Origin of the sequence: Streptomyces sp. NPDC050743 (assembly GCF_044456925.1) — a bacterium.
Classification (GTDB): Bacteria; Actinomycetota; Actinomycetes; order Streptomycetales; family Streptomycetaceae; genus Streptomyces.
In genome coordinates, this window is record NZ_JBITGJ010000013.1 from 107714 (window position 1) to 133318 (window position 25605).

Consider the following 25605-nt stretch of genomic DNA (forward strand, 5'->3'; position numbering starts at 1 on the left):
AGTTTCTGGCCATGCCACGTGGACGCCACCGCCATTCACCGCCTCTGCACCGGCTGTTGCCCCCGTCGGCGATCGCCGGCGTCTCCGTCGTCTGCGCGCTGGGCCCTTGGGTGTTCTCCGAGGCCACCGTGTTGCGCGCGCTGGCCGGGGCCGCCGCGGCCACCGCGGTCGTGGGCGCCTTCGTGATGCGCCGCTGGGACATCCACGCGGGCAAGCAGGTCGCCGACCTCACACGCGCGCGTGCCGGCGACGAGTGGCGGTTCGAGGAACGGCTCGCCGAACTGGAGACCGACCTGGAGGAGTCGCGCGAGCTGCGCACGAAGCTGGAACAGCGGCTGCGCGCCAAGCGCGCGGAGCTGGCCGGCCTGCGCAACGAGCACGCGGCCCTGCTGCGCCGGTACGCCACGGCCGAGACCGAGCGCGCGAGCGCCCTGGAGGGACGCCGGCTGCTGGAGATCGAGGCGGCCGTGCCCTCGCCCGCGCTGCCGCCCGCACGCCGCGCCGAGGACGAGCCGGAGCGGGAGCCGGATTCGGCCGACGTGAAGGCGGCCGAGGAGCCCGCCGAGCCCGCCGCCGAGGCCGGGACGGACTCCGGGGACGAGCCGACGGCGTACGCCGTGTTCTCGCCCGAGGGCGCAAAGCTGTACGGGCAGGCCCTGACAGCCCTGGCCCGGTTCGACAGCGAGGCTTCGGACGACTCCGAGGCGGACGACGCGGCTTCCGTGGACACCGCCACGCCCGTGGCTTCCGAGGCGGCGGCTTCCGATGACACGGCTCCGAAGGCGGCGGCCCCCGAGGCGGGTGCGCCCGACGCCGGCGAGGCCAGGTCCGACGCGGGCACTGTGCCGCCGGGCAAGGCCGATGTCCGCAAGGCCGACGCCGGCGGGGCCGACTCCGCCGCGCAGACGGAAGGCGCTGTGGAAGGTGCCGGGGAAGACTCGGCGCAAGGCGTGACGCACCGCGCCGGTGCCTTTGCGAGCGAGGCCGGCGCGCCGGCCGGCCAGGAGGACGAGGCGCAGGGGAAGCCCGTGGCGGCCGACGGGCACGCGCGCGCGGCCGCCGCCCCGATGGCACCGGCAGAGCCCGCCCAGCTCATGGGCCGGCCGCCCGCCGGTCACTTCACGGTGCCGACCGCCGTGGCCGTCGTACCGGCCGCGCCCGCGCGGCGCCCGGTGGTCGAGGGTGGTTTCGACTTCTTCGGCACCCAGAAGGGCACACCGACGGCCGCGCTGGACTCCGTGCAGAACGAGGATCTCGCCGACGTCGTCGGCCAGGAGGCCCTCGCCGTGCACAAGGCCGAGGCCGAGGCCGAGTTCAAGGACGCCCACGCACAGTCGGACGGCGTCGGCCAGGTCATCGACCTGACCGCGCACGACGAGACCGAGCAGATCGACATCCAGGGGCTGCGCACCGCGGCTTCCTGAGACCGCACCAGGCACCCGCACCGGGCCCGGCTTCCCCCGAGGGGAGCCGGGCCCGGTGTCATCCGGTCATCCAGCGGTCGGGGCGGGCGTCCCGGCGGCCCGTACGGGACCGTTCCGCCTGGGCGTGCAGCAGCCGGGCGGCCTCCCCGGCGTCGCGCAGACGGGCCGTCACGGTCTTGTCGGCCCCCGTGTCCACATGGACCTCGGCGAGCCGCCACACGCGCTGCCAGGGCCCCTGGCTCAGCCGCACGCTCTGCACCTTGGCGTGCGGGACCAGCGAGAGCCGGCGCCGCAGCAGACCGTGCCGGGTGGCGAACACCGCGCCGGTGACCGCGAGACGGTGGCCGCGCCACCACACTGGCACGCACCAGCGGGCCCGCCGCGGCGGCCGGGACAGTTCCTGAGGCACCGTCACACCGGGGAGCACGCGCGCGACGACCGACTCGGCGACCGGGCGCGGGGCGACCGGTACCAGCACGGAGTTGGCGGACCCGGCCACGTCCAGTTCCACCCGCACCCAGCCGAGCCGCCGCCACAGCAGCGGCTCCACGATCCGCACGGTCTGCACCCGGCCGGGCGGGACCGTCTCGTGCGTACGGTCGAGCAGCCCGTGGTCGATGCGCAGCCCGTCCGGCGACTCGCCGACCTTCCAGTCGAACTCGCCGGCGAACCGTCCCGCGCTGCTCGCGCCGGCCGCGCCGAACAGCGGCAGGGCGGTCGCGAGCACCGTCCACAGGTTGTGGGTGGCCAGCCACAGCACGGTCGGCACGACGAGCGCGGCGCACAGCGAGCCCCAGGTGGCGCCCGTCAGCACCAGGGAGAGCGCCAGCGCGCGCGGGGGCACGCGCAGCAGCTCGTGCGCCGGCGCCTCGCCGACCTCACGCGCCGTCTCGGGCGCGAAACCCGCCGCGCGCGCCAGCAGCTCCGCGCGCAGGTCGCGCGCCTCCTGCTCGCCGAGGAAGGCCAGCTCGTCCTTGTCGTCGGCGCCTACGACGTCGATCCGCAGCTTGGCGACGCCCGCCACGCGCGCGAGGAGGGGACGGGAGACGTCCACGGCCTGGATGCGCTCCAGCCGGATGTGCGCGGTACGCCGGAACAACAGGCCGGTGCGGATGCGCAGTTCGGTGTCGGTCACCGCGAAGTGCGTGAACCACCAGGACAGGAAGCCGTAGAGCCCGGCCACCGGCACCAGCACCGCGAGCCCCAGCAGCAGCGCCGTGCCGGTCAGCCGCGCCAGCTGCTCCTGCGTCCCGTTCGGGTCGTGCACCGCCCAACCGGCGAGTACGGCGATCGGCGCCCACGCCCGGCGGAACGGCGTGACCGGGTGCAGCCGCCGCTCGGTCACCGGCGCGGGCGCCGGTATCTCCCCGTCGTGGTCCGAGGTCGTCACAGGCCCGCCGATCGGGCCTCGCCCAGCTCGGTGAGCCGGTCGCGCAGCCGTTCCGCCTCGGCCGGGTCCAGGCCGGGGATGGTGGCGTCCGTCGCGGCGGCCGCCGTGTGCAGCTGCACGGTCGCCAGTCCGAAGCGCCGCTCGATGGGCCCGGAGGTGACCTCCACCAGCTGCATCCGCCCGTACGGCACCACCGTCTCCTCACGCCACAGGACACCGCGGCTGATCAGCAGGTCGTCCGCGCGCTCGGCGTACCGCCACGAGCGCCAGTTGCGCCCCACCAGCCGCCAGCACCACGCGGCGCCGGCCACGGGCACCAGCGCGACGGCGGCCCACGCGGGTCCCACGAGCAGGCCCGGAAGCAGCCCGGTGGCGACCCCGAGCACCGCCGTCCACACCACCACGAGCAGCCGGCGCACCCGCATCAGAGCGGGCTGCAGCCCCCGCCACTCCAGCTCGGCCCCCGGTATCCCGGTCTCCTCCGGGCTCCCCGTTTCCATGGGCCCAGCGTACGTAGGGGAAACTGGGACTATGACTCCTACGACGGAGACCACGGTCGGGATCGGCGGCGCCGCGGAAAGCACCGACATGGTGCTCAACATCGGGCCCCAGCACCCGTCCACGCATGGCGTGCTGCGGCTCAGGCTCGTGCTGGACGGGGAGCGCATCGTGCGCGCGGAGCCGGTGATCGGCTATATGCACCGCGGCGCCGAGAAGCTCTTCGAGGCGCGCGACTACCGCCAGATCATTGTGCTCGCCAACCGTCACGACTGGCTGTCGGCGTTCTCGAACGAGCTGGGCGTGGTCCTCGCCGTGGAGCGGATGCTCGGCATGGAGGTGCCCGAGCGGGCGGTGTGGACGCGCACGCTGCTCGCCGAGCTGAACCGGGTGCTGAACCACCTGATGTTCCTCGGTTCCTACCCGCTGGAGCTGGGCGGCATCACCCCGGTGTTCTATGCGTTCCGGGAGCGCGAGGTGCTCCAGAACGTCATGGAGGAGGTCTCCGGCGGACGCATGCACTACATGTTCAACCGCGTCGGCGGCCTCAAGGAGGACCTGCCGGCCGGGTGGAGCGCACGCGCGCGTGCCGCCGTCGCCGACGTGCGCTCGCGCATGGACGTCTTCGACGACCTGGTGCTCGGCAACGAGATCTTCCGGGGGCGCACGCGCGGAGTGGGCGCGCTGACGCCGCAGACCGTGCACGCCTACGGGGTGAGCGGACCCATCGCGCGCGCCTCGGGCGTCGACTTCGACCTGCGCCGTGACGAGCCGTACCTGGCGTACGGCGACCTCCAGGACCCCCTGAAGGTCGTCACCCGGAGCGAGGGCGACTGCCTCGCCCGCTTCGAGGTCCTGCTGGAGCAGACCCACATCGCGCTCGACCTCGCCGACGCCTGTTTGGACCGGCTTGCCGAGCTGCCGCCCGGGCCGATCAACCAGCGGCTGCCCAAGGTGCTGAAGGCGCCCGAGGGGCACACGTACGCGTGGACCGAGAACCCGCTCGGCATCAACGGCTACTACCTGGTGAGCAAGGGCGAGAAGACGCCGTACCGGCTGAAGCTGCGCTCTGCCTCGTACAACAACATCCAGGCGCTGACCGAGCTGCTGCCGGGGACGCTGGTGGCGGACATGGTGGCGATCCTGGGCTCGATGTTCTTCGTGGTCGGCGACATCGACAAGTAGGCCGGCCGCGGGGAGCGGGCGGCCGACTCAGGCGAGCGGGTCCGGAATCCCAACCGGCTGGACCAGCCAGCCGAAGTCGCCGAGGCCGCCCGGCGCGGTGAGTTCGGCGGCCTCCCCGGCGCTCGCGAGGGCGCGGACATAGGCCGTGGGGTCCGTGGAGGCCAGTGCGAGCGGGGGGCGTGCGCCGGTGATGTCCAGGGAGCGGAGAGCGGCGCGCTGCGTGAGGAGCCGCGCGGGGGGCAGGGTGCGCGCTGTTCCGGGGGGCGCCTGCGCCGCGCTCGACGGCATGCGCTCCGGATCACGCGCCGCGTCTGAGGAAGTGCGCGCCGTTTCCGAGGGCGTGCCCGAGGTCGTGCGCGCCGTGACGGCCGCCGCGCACGCGTCCAGTGCGACGTGCGCCGTGATGTCGCACGACCCGTCCGGCACGGGCGCCGTCTCGCGCCCTTCCCGGAAGCCGGTGAGCGTTCCGAACGGAGGGCGCGTTCCGGCGGTGTGCGCGTAGTCCACGGCCACCGCGAGACCGCGCACCACCCGGTCCACGGCCGACGCCCACGCCAGGTCCCGGGGCAGCCCGATCTCCGCGCGCAGCCCCTCCTCGGCCGGGAGCGGCCACCATCGGGCGAGCCAGTCCGCCTCCGCGCCGGTCACCGGCTCCCCGAGCCGCTCGATGCCGTCGTCGGTGACGAGCACCAGCCGGGCCACGCCCGCGGAGTCGACCTCGGCCACGTCCACGGGTACGTTGTCCAGCCACTCGTTGGCGAACAGCAGGCCCGTGACGGTGGCCGGGGGCGTGTCCAGCCAGATGATCCGTTCGTCCAGTCCGGCCGGGCGGCCGGCGAGCTCCACGGCGTACCCACGCGCGCGTGCGGCCACGTCGGCAGGAAGGGCGGCCAGCACCCCGGTGACCAGTTCGCCGCGCCCCGCGCCCATGTCGACGAAGTCCAGCACCGAGGGCCGTCCCAGCGCCTCGTCGACCCGGCGCAGCAGCCGGGCCACGGCCCGCGCGAACAGCGGGGAGGCGTGCACGGACGTACGGAAGTGGCCGGCCGGGCCCTCCGGGCGGCGGTAGAAGCCGCGCGGCCCGTACAGCGCCGCCTCGGTCGCCGTACGCCAGCCGCGCAGGCCGTCTCCGTCGTCGGGGCGCCGTTCCGCTTCCCGTGCCGTCCCATCCGTCACCGGAACAGACTAGGCGCACAGATGATCACTTCCTCCACCTTGCGGAGTACGCGCGCCGGGTGCGGATCGGCCCTCCGGTTGACCCCTGCACGCATCTGGTTTCCCTACTCTGGGTTACGTGCAGCGCCTCTACGACTTCCTCCGCCGCCACCCGACCTGGGTCGACACCTTCTGGGCCGTCGTCCTGCTCGGGCTGTCCGGTCTGAGCGTGGTCAATCTCCACGGGGCGCCCGGTCACCACATGACGCTCGCCGGGGGCATGGCCGTGTCCGCCGTCCTGTGCGTCGTCGTGGCGCTGCGCCGCCGGTTCCCCGAGCCGATGCTGCTGGTCGCCCTCGCGACGGGTCTGGCCCAGCTGGTGCTGGACGTCGAGACGACCGTCGCCGACTTCGCCATGCTGGTGATCACCTACACGGTGGCGATGATCGGCGCGCGCTGGGCCTCCCGGCTCGCGCTCGCCGCCAGTCTCGTCGCGGCGGCCCTCGCGCAGATCCGCTGGCCGAACGAGCACACCAGCTTTCTGGGGCAGATCGCGATAGTCGTGTTCCAGACGGTGCCCTTCGCGCTCGCCTGGGTGCTCGGCGACTCCATGCGCACCCGGCGCGCGTACTTCGCACAGCTGGAGGAGCGCGCGGCCCGTCTGGAGAAGGAGCGCGAGGCGCAGTCGAAGGTCGCGGTGGCCGCCGAGCGCGCCCGTATCGCGCGCGAGCTGCACGATGTCGTGGCGCACAACGTGTCGGTGATGGTGGTCCAGGCCGACGGCGCCGCCTATGTCCTCGACACCGCCCCCGACCAGGCCAAGAAGGCTCTGGAGACGATCTCCTCCACCGGCCGGCAGGCCCTCGCCGAGATGCGCCGCCTGCTGGGCGTGCTGCGCACCGGGGAGCACCAGGAGAGCGGTGAGTACGTCCCGCAGCCCGACGTCGAGCAGATCGACGAGCTCATCGAGCAGTGCCGCAGCTCCGGCCTCCCCGTCGACTTCAAGGTCGAGGGCACCCCGCGTCCGCTGCCGAGCGGCGTGGAGCTGACCGCGTACCGGATCGTGCAGGAGGCTCTCACCAACACCCGCAAGCACGGCGGGCCCAACGCGGGTGCGAGCGTACGGCTGGTCTACTTCGACGACGGGCTCGGCCTGCTCGTCGAGGACGACGGCAAGGGCGCGCCGCACGAGCTGTACGAGGAGGGCGGCGCCGACGGGCAGGGGCACGGCCTGATCGGTATGCGCGAACGGGTCGGCATGGTCGGCGGCACCCTGGACGCGGGCCCGCGCCCGGGCGGAGGATTCCGCATCAGCGCCCTGCTCCCGCTCAAACCGGCGCACTGACGCGGCCGCACGCCCCCGTTGACACCTGTAACACCCTCGCCGTGAGGCAACAGCCCACCGCCCCGAACGAAAGAGGCCCGATGACGATCCGCGTGATGCTCGTCGACGACCAGGTGCTGCTGCGCACCGGGTTCCGGATGGTGCTCGCCGCGCAGCCGGACATGGAGGTCGTGGCGGAGGCGGGCGACGGCGTCGAGGCCCTGCAGGTGCTGCGGTCCACGCCCGTCGACGTCGTCCTGATGGACGTCCGCATGCCCAAGCTGGACGGCGTGGAGGCCACCCGGCGGATCTGCGCGGAGCCCGATCCGCCCAAGGTGCTCATCCTGACCACCTTCGACCTGGACGAGTACGCCTTCTCCGGGCTGAAGGCGGGCGCCTCCGGCTTCATGCTCAAGGACGTGCCGCCCGGCGACCTGCTGGGCGCGATCCGGGCCGTGCACAGCGGTGACGCGGTCGTGGCGCCCTCCACCACCCGGCGCCTGCTGGACCGCTTCGCGCCGATGCTCCCGTCCACCGGCAAGGAGCCGCAGCACAAGGAGCTGGAGCGGCTCACCGACCGGGAGCGCGAGGTGATGGTGCTGGTCGCGCAGGGCCTGTCCAACGGCGAGATCGCGGCCCGGCTGGTGCTCAGCGAGGCCACGGTGAAGACCCACGTGGGCCGCATCCTGACCAAGCTCGGCCTGCGCGACCGGGTGCAGGTCGTGGTGCTCGCCTACGAGACGGGACTGGTACGCGCGGGCGGCCACGGCTGAGACGGCCGCCGCGGGGGCCTCGGTGCAGCCCGCGCCCGGGCACGGCGAAGACCGGCCGCTTCGCAGCCGTCAGCGCGGGCGTGTCATGGCCGCGGTTTGGACCGGCCACGGGGGGCGTCTTCCGGCCGGGGTCTGTCGCGGCCACGACTGGAGCGGCCCCCGGTGGCGGTTGTTCGTGCGGACTCCTGCGGCCATGGCTGGGACCGGCCCCGGTCGCGGGCGTCGGCCCTGCCGTGTCGCTGCCGCAGTGGGGACCAGCCCTGCTGCCTGCCTCTGCGGCCACGGCACTGCCCGGCCCGGCCCGAGGGCGGATAGCGGCCCAGGATGCCGCGGCCGGCCGTGGCCGAGCCTGCACCGACGATGGTTGCCGGTCCAAGATCTCGTGACTGAGCCAGGCCCGGTGACGGGCGGCGGCCCAGGACCGCAGCGGCCGTGGGCCGAGCTCCGCTCCGGCTCGGACGTCAGCGCAGGCCGCGGGGCCCCAGTCGGCGCCCGCTGCAGCGAGGTGCGTCAGCGCAGGACGCCCTCGATGAAGTCGGTGCCCAGGCGGGCCACCGCCGTCAGGTCCAGCTGGTGCTGGACGTACCGGCCCCGGCGGCAGTTGGTGATCAGGCCCGCCTTCTTCAGCACCGCCAGGTGCCGGGATATCTCGGGCGCCGACATGCCGTGCGCGTCGGCCAGTTCGCTCGTGGTGTGCGGGGCCCGCGCCAGATGCCGGCACAGCCGCATCCGCACGGGGTGGGCCAGCGCCTCCAGGCGGCGGGTGAGCTGTTCGACGGACGGGGCCTGCGGGCGGGAGCCGCTCGCCGGGTAGGTGATCGAGGGCTGCCAGCCGTACCGGTGCAGGACCATCAGATGCGGCCAGCCGAGGCTGGTCGGGACGAGGACCAGGCCGCCGTCGCCGGTCGTGGTGCGGCCCACCAGGAGTTTGTCGACCGTGATGAGCGCGGCCTCCTCGTCCAGCGAGACGGCCCCGGAGAGTGCCGCGAGGGCCGCCCCGAGGCCCTTGCGGCGCAGCAGTTCGGTCTTGTGCCGGGCGTCGGCGGCGAGCTGGGGCTGGAGACGGGCCCAGGTGTCGGCGAAGAACGCCTCGTCGCAGTCCAGCATCAACTCCCGGAACCACGCGCGGACGGCCGGCGGATCATCCAGCAGCCGGCGCGTGAACCGCTCCTGCACGGCACCGCGCGCGGCGGCCAGTTCCAGGGAGCGGCGGCGCAGCTCCGGGTCCTCCAGCGGGCCGGGTTCCCGGACGTCGTAACGCAGCTGGCACGTGAACTCCAGGGCCGCCGTGACGAACTGGTCGTCCGTCAGCTTGTCCAGCTGGTCCAGTTCCTCGGCGAGGGTGGCGCCAGGAAGCGCACGGCCGCCGGGAATGCCCGCGAACGAGGCGAAGACGTCCGAGAACGTCGTGCGCCACAGGAAGTCGGCCTCGCACAGCCGGTCGGCCAGGCAGGGGTCCAGCCGGGAGGAGACGGCGGTGGCCCAGCCCTGGAGGCCGGGGTGGTGGCCGGGCTCGCTGAGGGCGTGCAGGGCCATCCCCAGTTCCGCCAGCGGAGAGGGCACGACGGAGACCCGCTCCAGTGGCAGTCCGGTGATGTCGATGGTCACGCTCATGCCCCCCATCGTGCACCCGGCCACTGACACCGCCGCCGTGGATTGACGGCAGCCGTCAATCCACGGGACAGCCGCTCCGGCCGGGAGCAGGCTGGAGGCACCGGGGCGGCCGCGGAGCCCGAACGGTCACCGAGCTTTCCGAGCGGTCGGTGACCAGACCTTGACCCGAGAGTCCCTAGCACCTCCGAGAAGGCGATCCGCCATGAGCATCACCCAGCAGTACCTCCTGGACAGTCACCGCGCCCGCGCGCTCGGTGAACCGGAGCCGCCCGCGCCCGGCCGGCACGACGCCGACCTGGTGCGCGAACTGCGCGACTACCGGCGATTCCAGGCGGTCATCGCCGAGCGCCCGTCGCGGGGGCGTGTGCGGTACGCCCTGCGCCGATGGCTGCGCCCGCGCGCGCTGTAGCGGCGCGCGCGGCCCGCCGCGCCGTGCACGCCCCCCTGTCCGCCGCGCCGTGCACGCCCCCCGTGCCCACAGCGTCGTGCGCGTCGGCTACGCCCCGGGAAGCCGGCGGGCGAAGTCCGCGACGGCCGCGCGTACGTCGTCCGCCGTCCACTCCAGGCCCGGCGAGCGCACGGAGACCTCGGTGGAGGACACCCCCGGAGCGCCGGGGTCCCAGGGACCGGCGAAGAGGAACGTCCCGGTCTCCTCGGCCTGGCGCACCGCCGCCTCCATCAGGACGTCCGGGTCGTACGGCAGCCAGACCTGGAAGTCGTGGGTGTGCGGTTCCTCGGGGTGGACGCGCGACCACGGGATCCCTGCCGCGGCGAAACCCTCGCGCAGCGCGGCCGCGACCACGCGCGCGTGCCGCACATAGTCCGGCAGCCGGGGCAGCTCTCCCTCCAGGCCGGCGAGCGCCGACAGCGCGGTGGGGAACTGCTGGAAGACCATGCCGCCGTACCGGTGCCGCCACGCCTTCGCCTCCTCCACCAGCGTCCTCGGGCCGGCCAGCGCGGCGCCGCCGAAGCCGTCCAGGGACTTGTAGAACGACACGTAGACGCTGTCCGCCAGGCCCGCGATCTCCTGTAGGGGCCGGCCGAAGTGGACCGTGCACTCCCACAGGCGCGCGCCGTCGAAGTGCACCACCGCGTCACGCTCCCGCGCGGCCTCGACGACCTCGGTCAGCTCCTCCCAGGTGGGCAGCACGAAACCGGCGTCCCGGAGGGGCAGCTCCAGCATCAGCGCGCCGAAGGGCTCGTCGAAGTCCCGTACCTCGGCGGCGGTGGGCAGCCGGCGCTCGCTGGTCACACGCACCGGACGCAACCCGCTGACCTCGCTGAACGCATGCCGTTCGTGCACCTCGGGGTGGGCCAGGGCGTGCAGGGCGACCGCGCGGTTGCCGGTGCGGCCCGCCCAGCAGCGCAGGGCGACCTGCTGGGCCATCGTGCCGGTCGGGAAGAACGCGGCGGCCTCCGTGCCGAGCAGGGCCGCGACCCGTTCCTCCAGGTCCGCCACGATCTCGTTGCCGTACTGGTCCACGGGCTTGTCCAGGTCGTACACCTCGGGTGCGGCCTGCTGGAGGTCTGCCAGCCGCTCCCGGATCGTGCGCCGGAAGCCGGGACGCCACAGCACGCGCTCCGCCTTTGCGAAGGCGACCCGGCGCCGCTCGCGCATCCGCTCCTGCCCGGACTGCTCCGCCTGCCGTTCTTCGTCGTGCCGTTCTTCGTCCGGTTCCGCCGTATCAGTCATGTACGGATCATGCCCCGCGGGGGTCCGGGCGGGCAGCCGGTTTCGGCGCACGCCAATGCCCGTGACACCGCGCGGGCCGAGGCGCGGCCCGCGCGCGGGTGGACAGGCGACTGCGGGGCGTACACGTGGCGTAACCCACAGCCTGTGGACAACCAATCGGCTCCAGACCGAGATAGCGTTAACATGACGAGAAATCGTCCGGTACCCAGAGCGGACTGGAACGGGAAGGCCTCCGTCGCGTGAGTACAGTCCACCAGCAAGACCTCAAGGACCGCCCCGCGCGGCTCACCGTCGGCGTCGTCGGAGCCGGCCGCGTGGGCCCCGCGCTCGCCGCGTCCCTGCAGCTCGCCGGGCATCGCCCGGTGGCCGTCTCCGGTGTCTCCGACGCCTCCCGGCGGCGCGCCGAGACCATGCTCCCGGACGTGCCCCTGGTGCCGCCCGCCGAGGTCCTGCAGCGCGCCGACCTGGTGCTGCTCACCGTCCCCGACGACGTCCTGCCCGGACTGGTCACCGGCCTCGCCGAGACCGGCGCCGTGCGGCCCGGGCAGCTGCTCGTGCACACCTCCGGCCGGTACGGCGCACGGGTCCTCGACCCGGCCCTGCGCGCGGGCGCGCTGCCGATGGCCCTGCACCCCGCGATGACCTTCACGGGCACTCCCGTGGACGTGCAGCGCCTCGCCGGCTGCTCCTTCGGCGTCACCGCGCCCGAAGAGCTGCGGCTGGCCGCCCAGGCCCTGGTCATCGAGATGGGCGGCGAGCCCGAGTGGATCAGCGAGCAGAACCGCCCGCTCTACCACGCGGCCCTCGCGCTCGGCGCCAACCACCTGGTGACCCTGGTCGCCCAGTCCATGGAGCTGCTGCGCACCGCGGGCGTCGAGGCGCCCGACCGGATGCTCGGCCCGCTGCTCGGCGCCGCCCTCGACAACGCGTTGCGCTCCGGCGACGCGGCCCTCACCGGCCCCGTCGCGCGCGGCGACGCCGGCACGGTCGCCGCGCACATCACCGAGCTGCGCAGCCACGCCCCGCAGACCGTCGCGGGCTATGTCGCGATGGCCCGCGCGACCGCCGACCGGGCGCTCGCGCACGGCCTGCTGAAGCCCGAACTCGCCGAGGACCTGCTCGGCGTCCTGGCCGACGGCGCCGGCGGCACGAACGGTGGCGGCACGAACGGCACTCACGGCACCGAGGGGAACGACCGATGACCACCGCCCTGCTGAGCACCGCCGCCGAGCTCCACGCGCGCGTGCGCCGCGGCCGCCGCGCCGTCGTGATGACCATGGGCGCCCTGCACGACGGTCACGCCACCCTGATCCGCACCGCGCGCGAGATCGCCGGGCCGGACGGCGAGGTCGTCGTCACCGTCTTCGTCAACCCGCTGCAGTTCGGCGTCGGCGAGGACCTGGACCGCTACCCGCGCACCCTCGACGCCGACCTGAAGATCGCCGATCAGGCCGGTGCGGACGCGGTGTTCGCACCCGCCGTGGACGAGGTCTACCCCGGCGGCGACCCCCAGGTCCGGATCACCGCCGGCCCCATGGGCGAACGCCTGGAGGGCGCCTCGCGGCCCGGCCACTTCGACGGCATGCTCACCGTCGTCGCCAAGCTGCTGCACCTCACCCGTCCCGACGTGGCCCTCTACGGCCAGAAGGACGCCCAGCAGCTGGCTCTGATCCGGCGCATGGTGCGCGACCTGAACTTCGGCGTCGACATCGTCGGCGTGCCCACCGTGCGCGAGGAGGACGGGCTCGCCCTGTCCAGCCGTAACCGCTACCTCTCGCCGGACGAGCGCCGTACCGCGCTCGCGCTGTCCCGCGCGCTGTTCGCGGGCCGGGACCGGCACGCCGCGCAGGAGGCGCTGCGCGCGCGTGCCCGCGAAGTGCCCTCCACGCACGCGCGTGCCGAGGCGCTGAGCGCCCTCGGGGAGTCCCGCGCGGCCGCCGACGCGCACGCGGTCGCCACGGCGTCCCCCGGCGGCCCGGCGGCCGTCCGCGCGGCCGCCCGCCAGGTGCTGGACGAGGCCGCCCGGCTCGTCCCGCCGCTCGAACTGGACTACCTGGCGCTCGTCGACCCGTCCGACTTCACCGAGATCGGCGACGACTTCACCGGCGAGGCCGTCCTGGCCGTCGCCGCCCGGGTCGGCACCACCCGGCTGATCGACAACCTTCCTTTGACCTTTGGAGCCGCCTCGTGACCAGCACAGGCACCAGCACCGGCATACGACTGCACGCGCCCGCCCCCGGCTGGGCGATCTCCGCGGACGTGGTCGTCGTCGGCTCCGGCGTGGCAGGCCTGACCGCGGCCCTGCGCTGCCAGGCCGCGGGCCTGACGACGGTCGTCGTCACCAAGGCCCGCCTGGACGACGGCTCCACGCGGTGGGCGCAGGGCGGCATCGCCGCCGCGCTCGGCGAGGGCGACACGCCCGAGCAGCACCTGGACGACACCCTGGTGGCCGGCGCGGGCCTGTGCGACGAGGAGGCCGTACGGATCCTCGTCACCGAGGGCCCCGACGCGGTACGGCGGCTCATCGACACCGGCGCCATCTTCGACGAGTCCTCCGAAGGCGGACTGGCCCTCACCCGCGAGGGCGGGCACCACCGGCGCCGGATCGCGCACGCGGGCGGCGACGCGACCGGCGCGGAGGTCTCCCGGGCGCTCGTGGAGGCCGTACGCGCGCGTGGGCTGCACACCATCGAGAACGCGCTCGTGCTGGACCTGCTGACCGACGCCGACGGCCGTACGGCGGGCGTCACGCTGCACGTGATGGGCGAGGGCCAGCACGACGGCGTGGGCGCCGTGCACGCGCCCGCGGTGGTGCTCGCGACCGGTGGCATGGGCCAGGTGTTCTCCGCGACCACCAACCCGTCGGTGTCGACCGGCGACGGCGTGGCGCTGGCGCTGCGCGCGGGCGCCGAGGTCAGCGATCTGGAGTTCGTGCAGTTCCACCCGACCGTGCTGTTCCTCGGCCCGGACGCCGAGGGCCAGCAGCCGCTGGTCTCCGAGGCGGTGCGCGGCGAGGGCGCCCACCTGGTCGACGCCGACGGGGTGCGCTTCATGGTCGGGCAGCACGAGCTGGCCGAGCTGGCGCCCCGGGACATCGTCGCCAAGGGCATCCTGCGGCGGATGCTGGAGCAGGGCGCCGAGCACATGTACCTCGACGCCCGGCACTTCGGCGCCGAGACCTGGGAGCACCGCTTCCCGACCATCCTGGCCGCCTGCCGCGCCAATGGCATCGACCCGGTCACCGAGCCCATCCCGATCGCCCCGGCCGCCCACTACGCCTCCGGCGGCGTGCGCACCGACGCCCGGGGACGTACGACCGTGCCCGGCCTGTACGCGTGCGGCGAGGTCGCCTGCACCGGCGTGCACGGCGCCAACCGGCTCGCCTCCAACAGCCTCCTGGAAGGCCTCGTCTACGCCGAGCGGATCGCCACCGACATCGCCGCCGTGCGAGCGGAGAACGGCCTCTACGCGCGCGTGCCCGTACCGGTCCCGCACCCCGAGACGCCCGCGCATCCGCTGCTCGCCCCGGAGACCCGGTTCGCCATCCAGCGGGTCATGACCGAGGGCGCCGGCGTGCTGCGCTCCGAGGGGTCGCTCGCCAAGGCCGCCGAGGAGCTGCACCGGCTGCACACGGACGCCCGCGACGCCCTCGAGGAGAACGGCAAGACCGCCGAGCCCGGCGTCGACACGTGGGAGGCCACCAACCTCCTGTGCGTCGCCCGCGTCCTGGTGGCCGCCGCGCGGCTGCGCGAGGAGACCCGCGGCTGCCACTGGCGCGAGGACCGCCCCGAGCGCGACGACACCCGATGGCGGCGCCACATCGTCGTACGGCTGAACCCCGACCGGTCGCTGGCCGTGCACACGACCGACACCGCAGACTTCCCCCCTACCCGGTAACACCCAGCGCCTCAGGAGCAGTGACAGACGTGAGCACCGACGACCTTCCCCTCGCCCCCACCGGTGGCTGCGGCGACGGCTGCGCCTGCGGCGCCGAGGGCGACGAGGAGTACCTGGAGAGCGGGCTCGACCCCGCGCTCGCCGAGCTGCTGGCCGCCGCCGGGCTCGATCCCGTAGAGGTCGAGGACATCGCCAATGTCGCCATCCAGGAGGACCTGGACGGCGGCGTGGACGTGACGACCGTCTCGACCATCCCCGAGGACGCTACCGCCACGGGCGACTTCGCCGCGCGCGAGGCGGGCGTCGTGGCGGGCCTGAGGGTCGCCGAGGCCGTGCTGTCCGTGGTCTGCACGGACGAGTTCGAGGTCGAGCGGCACGTCGAGGACGGCGACCGCGTCGAGGCCGGGCAGAAGCTGCTGTCGGTCACCACGCGCACGCGCGACCTGCTGACGGCCGAGCGCAGCGCGCTGAACATCCTGTGCCGGCTGTCCGGCATCGCGACCGCCACGCGCGCGTGGGCGGACGTCCTGGAGGGCACCAAGACGCGCGTACGGGACACCCGCAAGACGACCCCGGGCCTGCGCTCGCTGGAGAAGTTCGCCGTCCGCTGCGGCGGTGGCGTCAACCACCGCATGTCGCTGTCCGACGCGGCCCTGGTCAAGGACAACCACGTGGTCGCTGCCGGTGGCGTCGCGCAGGCCTTCAAGGCCGTACGGGAGGCGTTCCCGGAGGTGCCGATCGAGGTCGAGGTCGACACCCTGCACCAGCTGCGCGAGGTCGTCGAGGCGGGCGCGGACCTGATCCTGCTGGACAACTTCACGCCCGACGAGTGCGCGGAGGCCGTCGGGATCGTCCACGGGCGTGCCCTGCTGGAGGCCTCGGGCCGGCTCACGCTCGACACCGCGCGCATGTACGCCGACACGGGCGTGGACTTCCTGGCCGTCGGCGCGCTCACCCACTCCGCGCCGATCCTGGACATCGGCCTCGACCTGCGCGAGGCGGAGTAACCGCGATGCTCCTCACGATCGACGTCGGCAACACGCACACCGTCCTCGGCCTGTTCGACGGCGAGGACATCGTCGAGCACTGGCGCATCTCCACGGACGCGCGCCGCACGGCGGACGAGCTGGCGGTGCTGCTCCAGGGCCTGATGGGCATGCACCCGCTGCTCGGCGAGGAGCTGGGCGACGGCATCGACGGCATCGCGATCTGCGCGACCGTCCCGTCGGTGCTGCACGAGCTGCGCGAGGTCACCCGGCGCTACTACGGCGACGTCCCCGCCGTCCTGGTCGAGCCGGGCGTGAAGACAGGGGTGCCGATCCTCACCGACAACCCCAAGGAGGTCGGCGCGGACCGGATCATCAACGCGGTCGCGGCCGTCGAGCTGTACGGCGGCCCGGCGATCGTCGTCGACTTCGGTACGGCGACCACGTTCGACGCGGTCTCCGCGCGCGGGGAGTACGTCGGCGGGGTCATCGCGCCCGGCATCGAGATCTCCGTGGAGGCGCTCGGCGTCAAGGGCGCCCAGCTGCGGAAGATCGAGGTGGCCCGGCCGCGCAGCGTGATCGGCAAGAACACGGTCGAGGCCATGCAGTCGGGCATCGTGTACGGCTTCGCGGGGCAGGTCGACGGGGTCGTCAGCCGGATGGCGCGCGAGCTCGCCGACGACCCGGACGACGTGCGGGTGATCGCCACGGGCGGGCTCGCGCCGATGGTGCTGGGGGAGTCCTCGGTGATCGACGAGCACCAGCCGTGGCTGACGCTGATCGGATTGCGGCTGGTGTACGAGCGGAACGTGTCGCGGCTGTGAGGTGACCGGCGTGCGAGGGGACCGGCGCCCGGTCGGGGCGCCGGTTCTCCTGTTCCACGCGTGCGTGCGGTAGCCCCGGTCGAGGGAAACCGGGAGCGACACGCGGCGAAAAGATCATCCCTATTCGTCCCTTTTGTCCGATTAGCGGTAGCGTCGCCGCATGCCCACGCCATACGGATCCCGCGGCGGCATGGCGTTCGGCGTGGAGGAGCTCCGTGTGCTCCGCCGCGCCCTCGCCCTCGCCCTTCACCCCGGCCAAGCGTCCGCCGAGGACGTCCAGGACTGCTTCCGGCTCGCCGAGTCGCTCGACGAGGCGCTGCACGAGGGGGCGAGACTGCGCGCGTTCCTGGTGGCCGACCTCGGCCGGTACCGGGCCGCGCTGCCGGGTAGCGCGGCCGGCTATCTCGCCCTCCTGGAGGAGGTGCTGGTGGCCGGGTACCGGCCGACGCCGGACGATCTCGCCGCGCTGCGGGCGCTGCGCGGCAACCCGGTGGCGGCCGCGCTGCTGGACCGTTGCCGGGCGCTGGCCGAGCAGGACGTACGCGCCCGGTTCGCGCAGGGCGCGCGCAAGGTGCCGGCACCCGCCGTGCCGCACTCCCGCACCCGCCTGCTGGCCCTTCCGGGCGGCGGGGGCACGGCCCGGGCATCAGAGGCCCAGGAAGGCGCCGGAGAGCCGCAGAAGCCCGCCCAGAGGCCCCCGCAGAAGCCCGCGCCGAAACCGGCGCCGACGCCCGGGGAGCGGCCCGGTGCGGAGCCTGCGGCGCCGAAGCGGCCCATTCCGACACCGGGCGAGGTCTTCCCACGCCGCAAGCCGACGCCTCCGGCGAGCCCGGCCGAGACCCGCGAACTGGCCGTCGGCTGACCAACCCCCGGCCCTGCGGCCGGACGCGTCTCACCCGTTCACCCGCCCGCGCCACCGTGCAGCCGTCGCGGCCGCGTGGGCGGCCCCGGTGGGGCGGACCCGCCGTCGGAGGCTCGCGGGCCGGGTGACGGAGGCGCAGGTGGGGAGGCGGGGGTGGGGGTTTTGCGCACCCCGTACCTTTCGGGTGTCGGCCCGTGGCTACTCTGTTGGGCATGGACTACGTCTCCGCGCTCGTGCCCCCGGTCGTGATGGCCGTGTTCTTCATCGGTGTGGTCAGGGTGATCGTGAAGACCCAGGGCGGGGCCGCCAAGGCCAAGGAGGACGCGGCCGTCGACGCCGCCCTCGCGCGCGCGGAGAGCGCGCGTCAGGCCTCCGCCGGCGGCGACGCCTGAGGCTGCCAGCTGGGCCCTGTCTTCGTGGCGCCGGGAGTCATGCGCCCTTTTTGTTCGCATTCATGGGCTTAGTGCACGTCCGGCACGCCATTGCCGGGATCTCCCACTATTGTTCTGAGGTGTGCCTCGCCCATTGGGAGAACTCGAAGACGCGGTCATGACGCGGGTGTGGAAGTGGAACCGCCCGGTGACCGTTCGAGAAGTCCTGGAAGACCTCCAGCAGGAACGCTCCATCGCGTACACCACCGTGATGACCGTTTTGGACAATCTCCATCAGAAGGGCTGGGTCCGCCGCGAGGCGGAAGGGCGGGCCTATCGATATGAGGCCGTCTCGACGCGAGCCGCGTACGCCGCCGCCCTCATGAACGACGCCTGGTCGCAGAGCGACAACCCGGCCGCCGCTCTCGTCGCCTTCTTCGGGATGATGAGCGAGGAACAGCGCCAGGCCCTCCGGGACGCCGTACGCATCGTCCAGGGGCCGGAAACCCCGGAAGCCCCCGGACCGCGGCACCAGGAAGCCGCACAAGAGGAAGCCCCGGAAGCCCCGGAAGGGGAAGCGCCCGAAGCCCGGGAAGAGGAGAACCCCGGCTCGGCGCCGGACGCGGACGGGCGATAGCGTCCGCTCATGTCAGCAGAGCGCCCCGAAGTCTCCGCAAAAGCCCTCACGGTCCGGCGCGCCCGGACCAGCGATGTCCCGGCGGTACGCCGCCTCCTCGACGCCTACGCCCGTGACCGCATCCTGCTCGACAAAGCAACGGTCACGCTTTACGAGGACATCCAGGAGTTCTGGGTCGCGGAACGCGACGACAACGCCGAGGTGGTCGGCTGCGGTGCGCTGCACGTCATGTGGGAGGACCTCGCGGAAGTCCGCACTCTCGCGGTGAAGCCCGGCCTCAAGGGCGCCGGCGTCGGCCATCAGTTGCTGGAGAAGTTGCTGCAGACCGCGCGCTGGCTCGGCGTTCGCCGGGTTTTCTGCCTGACCTTCGAAGTGGACTTCTTCGGGAAGCACGGCTTCGTGGAGATCGGGGAGACACCGGTCGACACCGATGTGTACGCGGAGCTCTTGCGTTCCTATGACGAGGGCGTAGCGGAGTTCCTGGGTCTCGAACGAGTGAAACCGAACACCTTGGGCAACAGCCGGATGCTTCTGCATCTGTGATCGTCATTGCCCGGGTGGCCTATGTCCGAAACGCGCATGTTTCCGGACGGAGGTGGTCCGTCGGTCCTCTACCGGTGCTCTCCCAGGGGTTTGTGTTTTTCCGGCAAAAGCGGTTTGCTTTCCGACGTACTGCAGTACTGCATATAACAGGGGCGGCGAAACGGCGGACGCCGCACACCCCCTGGCCCAAACGTTATCGATGAAAGGAAATCCGGTGGCACAGAAGGTTCAGGTCCTTCTTGTCGACGACCTCGACGGCGGCGAGGCGGACGAGACCGTGACGTTCGCGCTGGACGGCAAGACCTACGAGATCGATCTCACGACCACCAATGCGGACAAGCTGCGCGGCCTTCTCGAGCCCTATGTGAAGGGCGGTCGTCGTACCGGTGGCCGTGCGTCGGGCGCACGCGGAAAGGCGCGTGCCGCTTCCGGTGGCAACCAGGACACCGCGGCGATCCGCGCCTGGGCGAAGGAGAACGGCTACGAGGTCAACGACCGCGGTCGGGTTCCCGCGTCCATTCGCGAGGCCTACGAGAAGGCCAACGGCTGATCCCGCCGGCAGGCGGACGGCAGTCCCGCGCGCGGGCGCCGCAGCCGGACCCGGTGACACTGCGCTGCCACCGTGTCCAGCACTCGTACGAGATCGGGGGCGTGCACTTCTCGCCCCATGGCCGGCATCGCCGGCAGCGAGGCCTCGACCTCGCCTCCAGGCCCAGGGGGCCGCAGCCATACGGCGGCCCCCTGCGCGGAACCGGCCCACGCGGCCTCTTCGGGCCCGGTCGCCGGTGGAACCGGTGCCTCCATCGCGTCGCCCGCCCCCAGGACCCGCAGGTCGAGGGCCACGGCGCTCCACTCCAGCCAGTCCAGCAGCCCCGGCAGCTCCTCCGCGCTGCCCACGGCCACCAGCAGCTCCATTCGGTCGCCCCGAAGGGCCACCGGAGAGCCCGGCGCGAGATGCCGGAGCGCCCCCGCGCCCGCCTCGGCCGGCACGTCCAGGACGTCGAACCGCACCCCGGTGAGCAGCCGCAGCGGCCGTCCGGGCACTGTCGCCCAGCCCAGATCGTTCTCGTACCAGTGGCGGGCCCGGGCATCCGGGCCGTCGTGGAGATCACCGGTGTCCGGCACGTCCGGATCCATGGGACGACGGGGAAGGGGGACTGTTGAGGCCGCGGGGACCGAGCCAACCATGCCAAGTGCAACCGCCGAAGCGGCCCGCGAGTTACGGTGGGTGCAAGATCGATTGCGCCGAGTGCCGGAACCGAGGGCGCGCGGGGTGCGAGGAGGCGCAAGGTTGTTCGCCCATAGCGGAGGGAATCGGTGCGCGCCGCATGGAGTGTCAGTCCCAGCGGGTAAGACATGCCTAGTGGGAGGGGGCGACACGCAGGGGCTGGCCGTCTCACGTTCGCCATCGGCGTACTGGCGAGTGGGGTAACTGCCTGGCCTGCGGGAACATCGTCTCGCACCATCGGGTTGGAGCAGATGTCGGCGCACACGGTCAGGAGGCCATCGACGGTGTCGGCAGTTGGAATGAGCGGTCCCCGCTTGCGGGACTAAGCTGCGGAAGGACAGAGAGGGGAAGTTCCCCCCACTGCCTGACCGCTCTGAGGAGCGATTAACGATGTTCGAGAGGTTCACCGACCGCGCGCGGCGGGTTGTCGTCCTGGCTCAGGAAGAAGCCCGGATGCTCAACCACAACTACATCGGCACCGAGCACATCCTCCTGGGTCTCATCCACGAGGGCGAAGGTGTCGCCGCTAAGGCCCTGGAGAGCCTCGGCATTTCGCTTGAGGCGGTCCGCCAGCAGGTGGAGGAGATCATCGGCCAGGGCCAGCAGGCCCCGTCCGGGCACATCCCCTTCACCCCCCGTGCCAAGAAGGTCCTGGAGCTGTCGCTCCGCGAGGCTCTTCAGCTGGGCCACAACTACATCGGCACGGAGCACATTCTGCTCGGCCTGATCCGCGAGGGCGAGGGCGTCGCAGCCCAGGTCCTGGTCAAGCTGGGCGCAGACCTCAACCGGGTGCGGCAGCAGGTCATCCAGCTGCTCTCCGGTTACCAGGGCAAGGAGACCGCCACCGCCGGCGGACCGGCCGAGGGCACCCCCTCGACCTCCCTCGTCCTGGACCAGTTCGGCCGGAACCTCACCCAGGCCGCTCGTGAGTCCAAGCTCGACCCGGTCATCGGGCGCGAGAAGGAGATCGAGCGGGTCATGCAGGTGCTGTCCCGCCGTACCAAGAACAACCCGGTGCTGATCGGTGAGCCCGGCGTCGGCAAGACCGCCGTCGTCGAGGGCCTCGCCCAGGCCATCGTCAAGGGCGAGGTGCCCGAGACGCTGAAGGACAAGCACCTCTACACGCTGGACCTCGGCGCCCTGGTCGCCGGCTCCCGCTACCGCGGTGACTTCGAGGAGCGCCTGAAGAAGGTGCTCAAGGAGATCCGCACCCGCGGCGACATCATCCTGTTCATCGACGAGCTGCACACGCTGGTCGGTGCGGGTGCCGCCGAGGGCGCCATCGACGCGGCTTCCATCCTGAAGCCGATGCTGGCCCGCGGTGAGCTGCAGACCATCGGTGCGACCACCCTGGACGAGTACCGCAAGCACCTGGAGAAGGACGCGGCCCTGGAGCGCCGCTTCCAGCCCATCCAGGTCGCCGAGCCGTCCCTGCCGCACACGATCGAGATCCTCAAGGGCCTGCGCGACCGGTACGAGGCGCACCACCGCGTCTCCATCACCGACGAGGCTCTGGTCCAGGCCGCCACCCTGGCCGATCGGTACATCTCCGACCGCTTCCTGCCGGACAAGGCGATCGACCTGATCGACGAGGCCGGTTCCCGGATGCGCATCCGCCGGATGACCGCTCCGCCGGACCTGCGCGAGTTCGACGAGAAGATCGCCGCCGTCCGCCGGGACAAGGAGTCCGCGATCGACTCGCAGGACTTCGAGAAGGCCGCCTCCCTGCGCGACAAGGAGAAGCAGCTCCTGGCCGCCAAGGCCAAGCGGGAGAAGGAGTGGAAGGCCGGCGACATGGACGTCGTCGCCGAGGTCGACGGCGAGCTGATCGCCGAGGTCCTCGCCACGGCGACGGGCATCCCGGTGTTCAAGCTCACGGAGGAGGAGTCCTCCCGTCTGCTCCGCATGGAGGACGAGCTCCACAAGCGGGTCATCGGCCAGAACGACGCCGTCAAGGCGCTGTCGAAGGCGATCCGTCGTACGCGCGCCGGTCTGAAGGACCCGAAGCGTCCGGGTGGTTCGTTCATCTTCGCCGGCCCGTCCGGTGTCGGTAAGACCGAACTGTCCAAGGCGCTCGCCGAGTTCCTCTTCGGTGACGAGGACGCGCTGATCTCCCTCGACATGTCGGAGTTCAGCGAGAAGCACACGGTCTCCCGTCTCTTCGGTTCGCCCCCCGGTTACGTGGGCTACGAAGAGGGCGGTCAGCTGACGGAGAAGGTGCGCCGCAAGCCGTTCTCGGTCGTCCTCTTCGACGAGGTCGAGAAGGCCCACCCGGACATCTTCAACTCGCTGCTGCAGATCCTGGAGGACGGTCGTCTGACCGACTCCCAGGGCCGGGTCGTGGACTTCAAGAACACGGTCATCATCATGACGACCAACCTCGGCACCCGGGACATCTCCAAGGGCTTCAACCTGGGCTTCGCCGCCGCGGGTGACACGAAGACCAACTACGAGCGCATGAAGAACAAGGTGTCGGACGAGCTCAAGCAGCACTTCCGTCCCGAGTTCCTCAACCGCGTCGACGACGTGGTCGTCTTCCCGCAGCTGACGCAGTCGGACATCCTGCGGATCGTCGACCTGATGATCAGCAAGGTGGACGAGCGCCTGAAGGACCGGGACATGGGCATCGAGCTCTCCCAGTCCGCCAAGGAGCTGCTGGCCAAGAAGGGCTACGACCCGGTGCTGGGCGCGCGTCCGCTGCGCCGCACGATCCAGCGCGAGGTCGAGGACACGCTCTCGGAGAAGATCCTCTTCGGCGAGCTGCGCCCCGGTCACATCGTGGTCGTGGACACCGAGGGCGAGGGCGAGTCCCAGACCTTCACCTTCCGCGGTGAGGAGAAGTCGGCGCTGCCCGACGTCCCGCCGATCGAGCAGGCGGCCGGCGGTGCCGGACCGAACCTGAGCAAGGAGGCGTAAGCCTCCGGCTCGATGGCCGAACAAAGGGGCCGGTGCTGCACAGCACCGGCCCCTTGTCCATGCCCGCGAAAGCCGTGGCTTACGACAACTGGCCGTTGTAGTCCGGCAGTTTGAAGGTCTTCTCGGCGTGGCCGCCGGAAAGGTCGGTGGCGCTGTTGCCGATGTTCGCGATGATCGTGTAGCCCTTGTTCTCGATGTCGACGCGCTGGGCGGTCTTGTAGGCGGCGACATCCCTGAACAGGTCGAACAGGCCGCGGACATAGAGGCCGGAGACGTCGTAGCCGTCGTGTTCGAGGTTGTACTCGGTGGGCAGGTAGATGATGCCCGGGCGGGCGGTGACGAAGAACAGGGAGACGCCGTGCTCCTGGGCGTACTTCGCGACGTTCAGGACCGGCTTGTTCGCCGGCTGCGGGTAGCTGAAGCCGAAGTCGGTCTCCAGCGTGGTGTTGTCGATGTCGAAGACGATCGCCTGCTTCTCGCCCGGCTCGGCGTCGGCGATCCGCTCCTTCAGGTACGGCAGGGCCTGGTCCATCACGGTCTGGCAGTCCTTCTGCCAGGTGGCGTAGTCCACCTTGGCGCCGGCGCTGCTCGTGGTCGCCGTGTCGTCCGCCGCCTGGGCCGGAGCGGCCATCGCGGCCAGGGCGGCCACGGAGACGGCGGTGGCGGATATGCGGAGCGCCCAGGGGCGTCTGGTCATCGGTGGGGGTCCTCTCACGTTCGTACGCGAGCCTGAAATGTCAGGAGCATGATCTGAGGTGAGGGTGGCGCGAGGGGAACCGTAGGGTTACTGAACGGTAGGTGACCAGAGGTGTGCGTCACATTTCCGGGATCGCCGATTGAGGCCGCCGGTGATATAGGGCACAGGCGATATATCCCTTACTAGCCTTCATAGTGGGATTGGTCTGCCAGATAAACAGGTAAAGCGGACCCAAAGCAGGCTTAAAGGGGCCGTCTACTACTACGGGGAGCCGTAGAAAGGGCATTTTGGGGCGGACCGGGTGCTCGGTTACCAAGGATTGGCCGCTCGGTGGGACGTCCGTTCGCCGGGTGGCGGATTTGTCTCCGACTCCACGAGGTTCAGATGTTCCAGCGCGTCACGTCCCGTTCTTCCCGCACGTCCCCGCTCCGCACCCGCGTGGCCGTCCTGGCCGCCGGAATCGGCGCCACGGCCGTTGTGGGGACCGGAGTCGCGAGCGCCGTCGCACCCTCCGCGGCCGACTGGGTCCACCCGGTGAAGTCGTACACGCTCTCCGCGAGCTTCGCGCAGGCCGGCAGCCACTGGGTCGCCAAGCACAGCGGCCAGGACTTCGCCGTGCCGAGCGGCACCGACGTCGTCGCCGCGCACGGCGGCACCGTCGTCAAGGCCGGCCCCAACGGCGCCGGTGACGGCCCCGCGTACGGCAACGCCGTCGTCATCTCGCACGGCAACGGCACCTACTCGCAGTACGCGCACCTGTCCCGGATCGACGTCAAGGTCGGCCAGATCGTCAAGACGGGCCAGCACATCGCCCGGTCCGGCTCCACCGGCAACTCCTCCGGCCCGCACCTGCACTTCGAGATCCGCAAGAGCCCGAACTACGGTTCCGCCGTCGACCCGGTCGCCTTCCTGCGCGCCAAGGGCGTCACCGTCTGATTCAGTCCTGCCGCCGGGCGTGTTCGTGCGCCTGGCCGATCAGGTCCAGGGCGACTTCGAGAACCGCCGTGCGCTTCTTCTCGAAGTCGCCTTCGAGGTCCTGCATCAGGAACATCCCCGCGTGCAGGGTGAACATCGCGCTGACCGAGCGCACCTGGTCGACGAGCTCGGCCTTCGGGTCTATGAGGATGTCCCGCAGATCGCGCATCCGGTCCTTGAAGACGTCACCGATGCGCAGGTCCCGGACCGTGCCCTGGTTGTCGTGCATGAAGCGGAAGAGCGGTTCGGCGTCGGCCAGCACGCGGCTGTAGCGCCGTACCACCTCCTGCTTGGTGGCCAGGGTGTGCGGCTGGCTGCGGCCCCACTCGATCAGGTCCTCGATCGGTTTCGTCAGATCCTGGAAGAGGCTGACGATGATCTCTTCCTTCGTCTTGAAGTGGTAGTACAGGGCCGCCTTCGTGACGTCGAGACGCTCGGCGATCTCGCGCAGGGAGGTCTTCTCGTAGCCCTGCTCCGCGAAGAGTTCGAGCGCCACGTCCTGGATGCGCTGGCGGGTGTTGCCGCGGCGCTGGTGCTTGGTGCCGTCCATGGTGACGCCCATCCTCGTACTCCTCGGCTCCCGCGGAAACTTACTTGACGCCCGGCTAGTGAC

Annotated in this window: 25 protein-coding genes; 17 read left to right on the plus strand and 8 right to left on the minus strand. The window is 72.0% G+C overall.

Annotated features, from left to right (window positions below):
• The first annotated feature begins 11 nt into the window (after window positions 1–11).
• A complete protein-coding gene (locus ACIBJF_RS16260; protein WP_399174344.1) occupies window positions 12–1424 on the plus strand; it encodes a hypothetical protein in 1413 nt (470 codons plus the stop codon).
• A gap of 58 nt (window positions 1425–1482) precedes the next feature.
• Here the strand turns inward: ACIBJF_RS16260 and ACIBJF_RS16265 are convergent, their stop codons facing one another.
• Both ACIBJF_RS16265 and ACIBJF_RS16270 read right to left on the minus strand, forming a co-directional pair.
• Window positions 1483–2814: a PH domain-containing protein gene (locus ACIBJF_RS16265; RefSeq protein ID WP_399174345.1), complete on the minus strand. Its 1332-nt coding sequence runs from the start codon at window positions 2812–2814 to the stop codon at window positions 1483–1485.
• Window positions 2811–3314 carry a PH domain-containing protein gene (locus ACIBJF_RS16270; protein ID WP_399174346.1) on the minus strand — a complete coding sequence of 168 codons (504 nt, stop codon included), beginning with the start codon at window positions 3312–3314 and terminating at the stop codon, window positions 2811–2813. The genes ACIBJF_RS16265 and ACIBJF_RS16270 overlap by 4 nt, the downstream gene beginning before the upstream one ends.
• Before the next feature lie 31 nt (window positions 3315–3345).
• On the opposite strand from ACIBJF_RS16270, the gene ACIBJF_RS16275 reads away from it, so the two are divergent.
• Window positions 3346–4497, plus strand: a complete 1152-nt coding sequence (locus ACIBJF_RS16275) for an NADH-quinone oxidoreductase subunit D (RefSeq protein ID WP_399174347.1) — start codon at window positions 3346–3348, stop codon at window positions 4495–4497.
• A gap of 27 nt (window positions 4498–4524) precedes the next feature.
• On the opposite strand, the gene ACIBJF_RS16280 is transcribed toward ACIBJF_RS16275, so the two are convergent.
• Window positions 4525–5673, minus strand: a complete 1149-nt coding sequence (locus ACIBJF_RS16280) for an SAM-dependent methyltransferase (protein WP_399174348.1) — start codon at window positions 5671–5673, stop codon at window positions 4525–4527.
• Window positions 5674–5791: 118 nt separating this feature from the next.
• Here ACIBJF_RS16280 and ACIBJF_RS16285 point away from each other — a divergent pair, with 118 nt between their 5' ends.
• On the plus strand, window positions 5792–6997 hold the full coding sequence (locus ACIBJF_RS16285) for a sensor histidine kinase (RefSeq protein WP_399174349.1): 1206 nt from the start codon (window positions 5792–5794) through the stop codon (window positions 6995–6997).
• An 80-nt stretch (window positions 6998–7077) separates the two neighbouring features.
• Entirely contained in the window at window positions 7078–7749 is a 672-nt protein-coding gene (locus tag ACIBJF_RS16290) for a response regulator transcription factor (protein WP_351622464.1), read from the plus strand.
• Between the two features lie 510 nt (window positions 7750–8259).
• Here the strand turns inward: ACIBJF_RS16290 and ACIBJF_RS16295 are convergent.
• Window positions 8260–9363: a DUF5937 family protein gene (locus ACIBJF_RS16295; RefSeq protein ID WP_399174350.1), complete on the minus strand. Its 1104-nt coding sequence runs from the start codon at window positions 9361–9363 to the stop codon at window positions 8260–8262.
• A gap of 202 nt (window positions 9364–9565) precedes the next feature.
• Here ACIBJF_RS16295 and ACIBJF_RS16300 point away from each other — a divergent pair, with 202 nt between their 5' ends.
• Window positions 9566–9772, plus strand: a complete 207-nt coding sequence (locus ACIBJF_RS16300; RefSeq protein ID WP_399174351.1) for a hypothetical protein — start codon at window positions 9566–9568, stop codon at window positions 9770–9772.
• Window positions 9773–9859: 87 nt separating this feature from the next.
• Here the strand turns inward: ACIBJF_RS16300 and ACIBJF_RS16305 are convergent, their stop codons facing one another.
• Entirely contained in the window at window positions 9860–11056 is a 1197-nt protein-coding gene (locus tag ACIBJF_RS16305; protein ID WP_399174352.1) for a threonine aldolase family protein, read from the minus strand.
• Between the two features lie 239 nt (window positions 11057–11295).
• On the opposite strand from ACIBJF_RS16305, the gene ACIBJF_RS16310 reads away from it, so the two are divergent.
• The 10 genes from ACIBJF_RS16310 to ACIBJF_RS16355 all read left to right on the plus strand — a co-directional run bounded on the left by ACIBJF_RS16310 (window position 11296) and on the right by ACIBJF_RS16355 (window position 19726).
• Window positions 11296–12258: a Rossmann-like and DUF2520 domain-containing protein gene (locus ACIBJF_RS16310; protein ID WP_399174353.1), complete on the plus strand. Its 963-nt coding sequence runs from the start codon at window positions 11296–11298 to the stop codon at window positions 12256–12258.
• A complete protein-coding gene (panC, locus tag ACIBJF_RS16315; protein WP_399174354.1) occupies window positions 12255–13247 on the plus strand; it encodes a pantoate--beta-alanine ligase in 993 nt (330 codons plus the stop codon). Before ACIBJF_RS16310 ends, panC begins: the two co-directional genes overlap by 4 nt.
• Window positions 13244–14953, plus strand: coding sequence for an L-aspartate oxidase (locus tag ACIBJF_RS16320; protein ID WP_399174355.1), 1710 nt, complete (start codon window positions 13244–13246; stop codon window positions 14951–14953). Before panC ends, ACIBJF_RS16320 begins: the two co-directional genes overlap by 4 nt.
• Before the next feature lie 29 nt (window positions 14954–14982).
• Window positions 14983–15960 carry a carboxylating nicotinate-nucleotide diphosphorylase gene (nadC, locus tag ACIBJF_RS16325; RefSeq protein WP_356299883.1) on the plus strand — a complete coding sequence of 326 codons (978 nt, stop codon included), beginning with the start codon at window positions 14983–14985 and terminating at the stop codon, window positions 15958–15960.
• Between the two features lie 5 nt (window positions 15961–15965).
• Window positions 15966–16763, plus strand: coding sequence for a type III pantothenate kinase (locus ACIBJF_RS16330; RefSeq protein ID WP_055708030.1), 798 nt, complete (start codon window positions 15966–15968; stop codon window positions 16761–16763).
• A gap of 190 nt (window positions 16764–16953) precedes the next feature.
• Window positions 16954–17625 carry a hypothetical protein gene (locus ACIBJF_RS16335; RefSeq protein WP_399174396.1) on the plus strand — a complete coding sequence of 224 codons (672 nt, stop codon included), beginning with the start codon at window positions 16954–16956 and terminating at the stop codon, window positions 17623–17625.
• 212 nt (window positions 17626–17837) lie between these two features.
• A complete protein-coding gene (locus ACIBJF_RS16340; protein WP_023547678.1) occupies window positions 17838–18017 on the plus strand; it encodes a hypothetical protein in 180 nt (59 codons plus the stop codon).
• Between the two features lie 157 nt (window positions 18018–18174).
• Window positions 18175–18633, plus strand: coding sequence for a BlaI/MecI/CopY family transcriptional regulator (locus ACIBJF_RS16345; protein ID WP_399174397.1), 459 nt, complete (start codon window positions 18175–18177; stop codon window positions 18631–18633).
• A gap of 9 nt (window positions 18634–18642) precedes the next feature.
• The gene (locus ACIBJF_RS16350; RefSeq protein WP_399174356.1) at window positions 18643–19176 is read left to right on the plus strand and encodes an amino-acid N-acetyltransferase; all 534 of its coding nucleotides are present in this window, start codon (window positions 18643–18645) and stop codon (window positions 19174–19176) included.
• A 214-nt stretch (window positions 19177–19390) separates the two neighbouring features.
• On the plus strand, window positions 19391–19726 hold the full coding sequence (locus tag ACIBJF_RS16355) for an Lsr2 family protein (RefSeq protein ID WP_399174357.1): 336 nt from the start codon (window positions 19391–19393) through the stop codon (window positions 19724–19726).
• Here ACIBJF_RS16355 and ACIBJF_RS16360 read toward each other — a convergent pair.
• Window positions 19705–20364 (minus strand): SCO3374 family protein, encoded by a 660-nt coding sequence (locus ACIBJF_RS16360; RefSeq protein ID WP_399174358.1) that lies wholly within the window; start codon window positions 20362–20364, stop codon window positions 19705–19707. The genes ACIBJF_RS16355 and ACIBJF_RS16360 overlap by 22 nt on opposite strands.
• A gap of 430 nt (window positions 20365–20794) precedes the next feature.
• Between ACIBJF_RS16360 and ACIBJF_RS16365 the strand changes: the two genes are divergently transcribed.
• Window positions 20795–23320 (plus strand): ATP-dependent Clp protease ATP-binding subunit, encoded by a 2526-nt coding sequence (locus tag ACIBJF_RS16365; RefSeq protein WP_208899532.1) that lies wholly within the window; start codon window positions 20795–20797, stop codon window positions 23318–23320.
• Between the two features lie 79 nt (window positions 23321–23399).
• Here the strand turns inward: ACIBJF_RS16365 and ACIBJF_RS16370 are convergent, their stop codons facing one another.
• Window positions 23400–24017: an HAD family acid phosphatase gene (locus ACIBJF_RS16370; protein WP_399174360.1), complete on the minus strand. Its 618-nt coding sequence runs from the start codon at window positions 24015–24017 to the stop codon at window positions 23400–23402.
• Window positions 24018–24401: 384 nt separating this feature from the next.
• Between ACIBJF_RS16370 and ACIBJF_RS16375 the strand changes: the two genes are divergently transcribed.
• Window positions 24402–24953 (plus strand): M23 family metallopeptidase, encoded by a 552-nt coding sequence (locus ACIBJF_RS16375; RefSeq protein WP_399174361.1) that lies wholly within the window; start codon window positions 24402–24404, stop codon window positions 24951–24953.
• A 1-nt stretch (window position 24954) separates the two neighbouring features.
• Here the strand turns inward: ACIBJF_RS16375 and ACIBJF_RS16380 are convergent, their stop codons facing one another.
• Window positions 24955–25554, minus strand: a complete 600-nt coding sequence (locus ACIBJF_RS16380) for a TetR/AcrR family transcriptional regulator (RefSeq protein WP_399174362.1) — start codon at window positions 25552–25554, stop codon at window positions 24955–24957.
• Window positions 25555–25605: the final 51 nt, after the last annotated feature.

Excerpts from the sequence above, each read along its gene's own strand:
- ACIBJF_RS16375 (WP_399174361.1), top strand. The coding sequence starts at position 24,402 with ATGTTCCAGCGCGTCACGTCCCGTTCTTCCCGCACGTCCCCGCTCCGC.
- ACIBJF_RS16360 (WP_399174358.1), bottom strand. The coding sequence starts at position 20,364 with ATGGTTGGCTCGGTCCCCGCGGCCTCAACAGTCCCCCTTCCCCGTCGT.
- ACIBJF_RS16335 (WP_399174396.1), top strand. The coding sequence starts at position 16,954 with ATGGCGTTCGGCGTGGAGGAGCTCCGTGTGCTCCGCCGCGCCCTCGCC.
- ACIBJF_RS16330 (WP_055708030.1), top strand. The coding sequence starts at position 15,966 with ATGCTCCTCACGATCGACGTCGGCAACACGCACACCGTCCTCGGCCTG.
- ACIBJF_RS16380 (WP_399174362.1), bottom strand. The coding sequence starts at position 25,554 with ATGGGCGTCACCATGGACGGCACCAAGCACCAGCGCCGCGGCAACACC.
- ACIBJF_RS16365 (WP_208899532.1), top strand. The coding sequence starts at position 20,795 with ATGTTCGAGAGGTTCACCGACCGCGCGCGGCGGGTTGTCGTCCTGGCT.
- ACIBJF_RS16300 (WP_399174351.1), top strand. The coding sequence starts at position 9,566 with ATGAGCATCACCCAGCAGTACCTCCTGGACAGTCACCGCGCCCGCGCG.
- ACIBJF_RS16295 (WP_399174350.1), bottom strand. The coding sequence starts at position 9,363 with ATGAGCGTGACCATCGACATCACCGGACTGCCACTGGAGCGGGTCTCC.
- ACIBJF_RS16370 (WP_399174360.1), bottom strand. The coding sequence starts at position 24,017 with ATGACCAGACGCCCCTGGGCGCTCCGCATATCCGCCACCGCCGTCTCC.
- ACIBJF_RS16340 (WP_023547678.1), top strand. The coding sequence starts at position 17,838 with ATGGACTACGTCTCCGCGCTCGTGCCCCCGGTCGTGATGGCCGTGTTC.
- ACIBJF_RS16305 (WP_399174352.1), bottom strand. The coding sequence starts at position 11,056 with ATGACTGATACGGCGGAACCGGACGAAGAACGGCACGACGAAGAACGG.
- ACIBJF_RS16270 (WP_399174346.1), bottom strand. The coding sequence starts at position 3,314 with ATGGAAACGGGGAGCCCGGAGGAGACCGGGATACCGGGGGCCGAGCTG.
- ACIBJF_RS16290 (WP_351622464.1), top strand. The coding sequence starts at position 7,078 with ATGACGATCCGCGTGATGCTCGTCGACGACCAGGTGCTGCTGCGCACC.
- ACIBJF_RS16260 (WP_399174344.1), top strand. The coding sequence starts at position 12 with ATGCCACGTGGACGCCACCGCCATTCACCGCCTCTGCACCGGCTGTTG.
- ACIBJF_RS16345 (WP_399174397.1), top strand. The coding sequence starts at position 18,175 with ATGACGCGGGTGTGGAAGTGGAACCGCCCGGTGACCGTTCGAGAAGTC.
- ACIBJF_RS16275 (WP_399174347.1), top strand. The coding sequence starts at position 3,346 with ATGACTCCTACGACGGAGACCACGGTCGGGATCGGCGGCGCCGCGGAA.
- panC (WP_399174354.1), top strand. The coding sequence starts at position 12,255 with ATGACCACCGCCCTGCTGAGCACCGCCGCCGAGCTCCACGCGCGCGTG.
- ACIBJF_RS16350 (WP_399174356.1), top strand. The coding sequence starts at position 18,643 with ATGTCAGCAGAGCGCCCCGAAGTCTCCGCAAAAGCCCTCACGGTCCGG.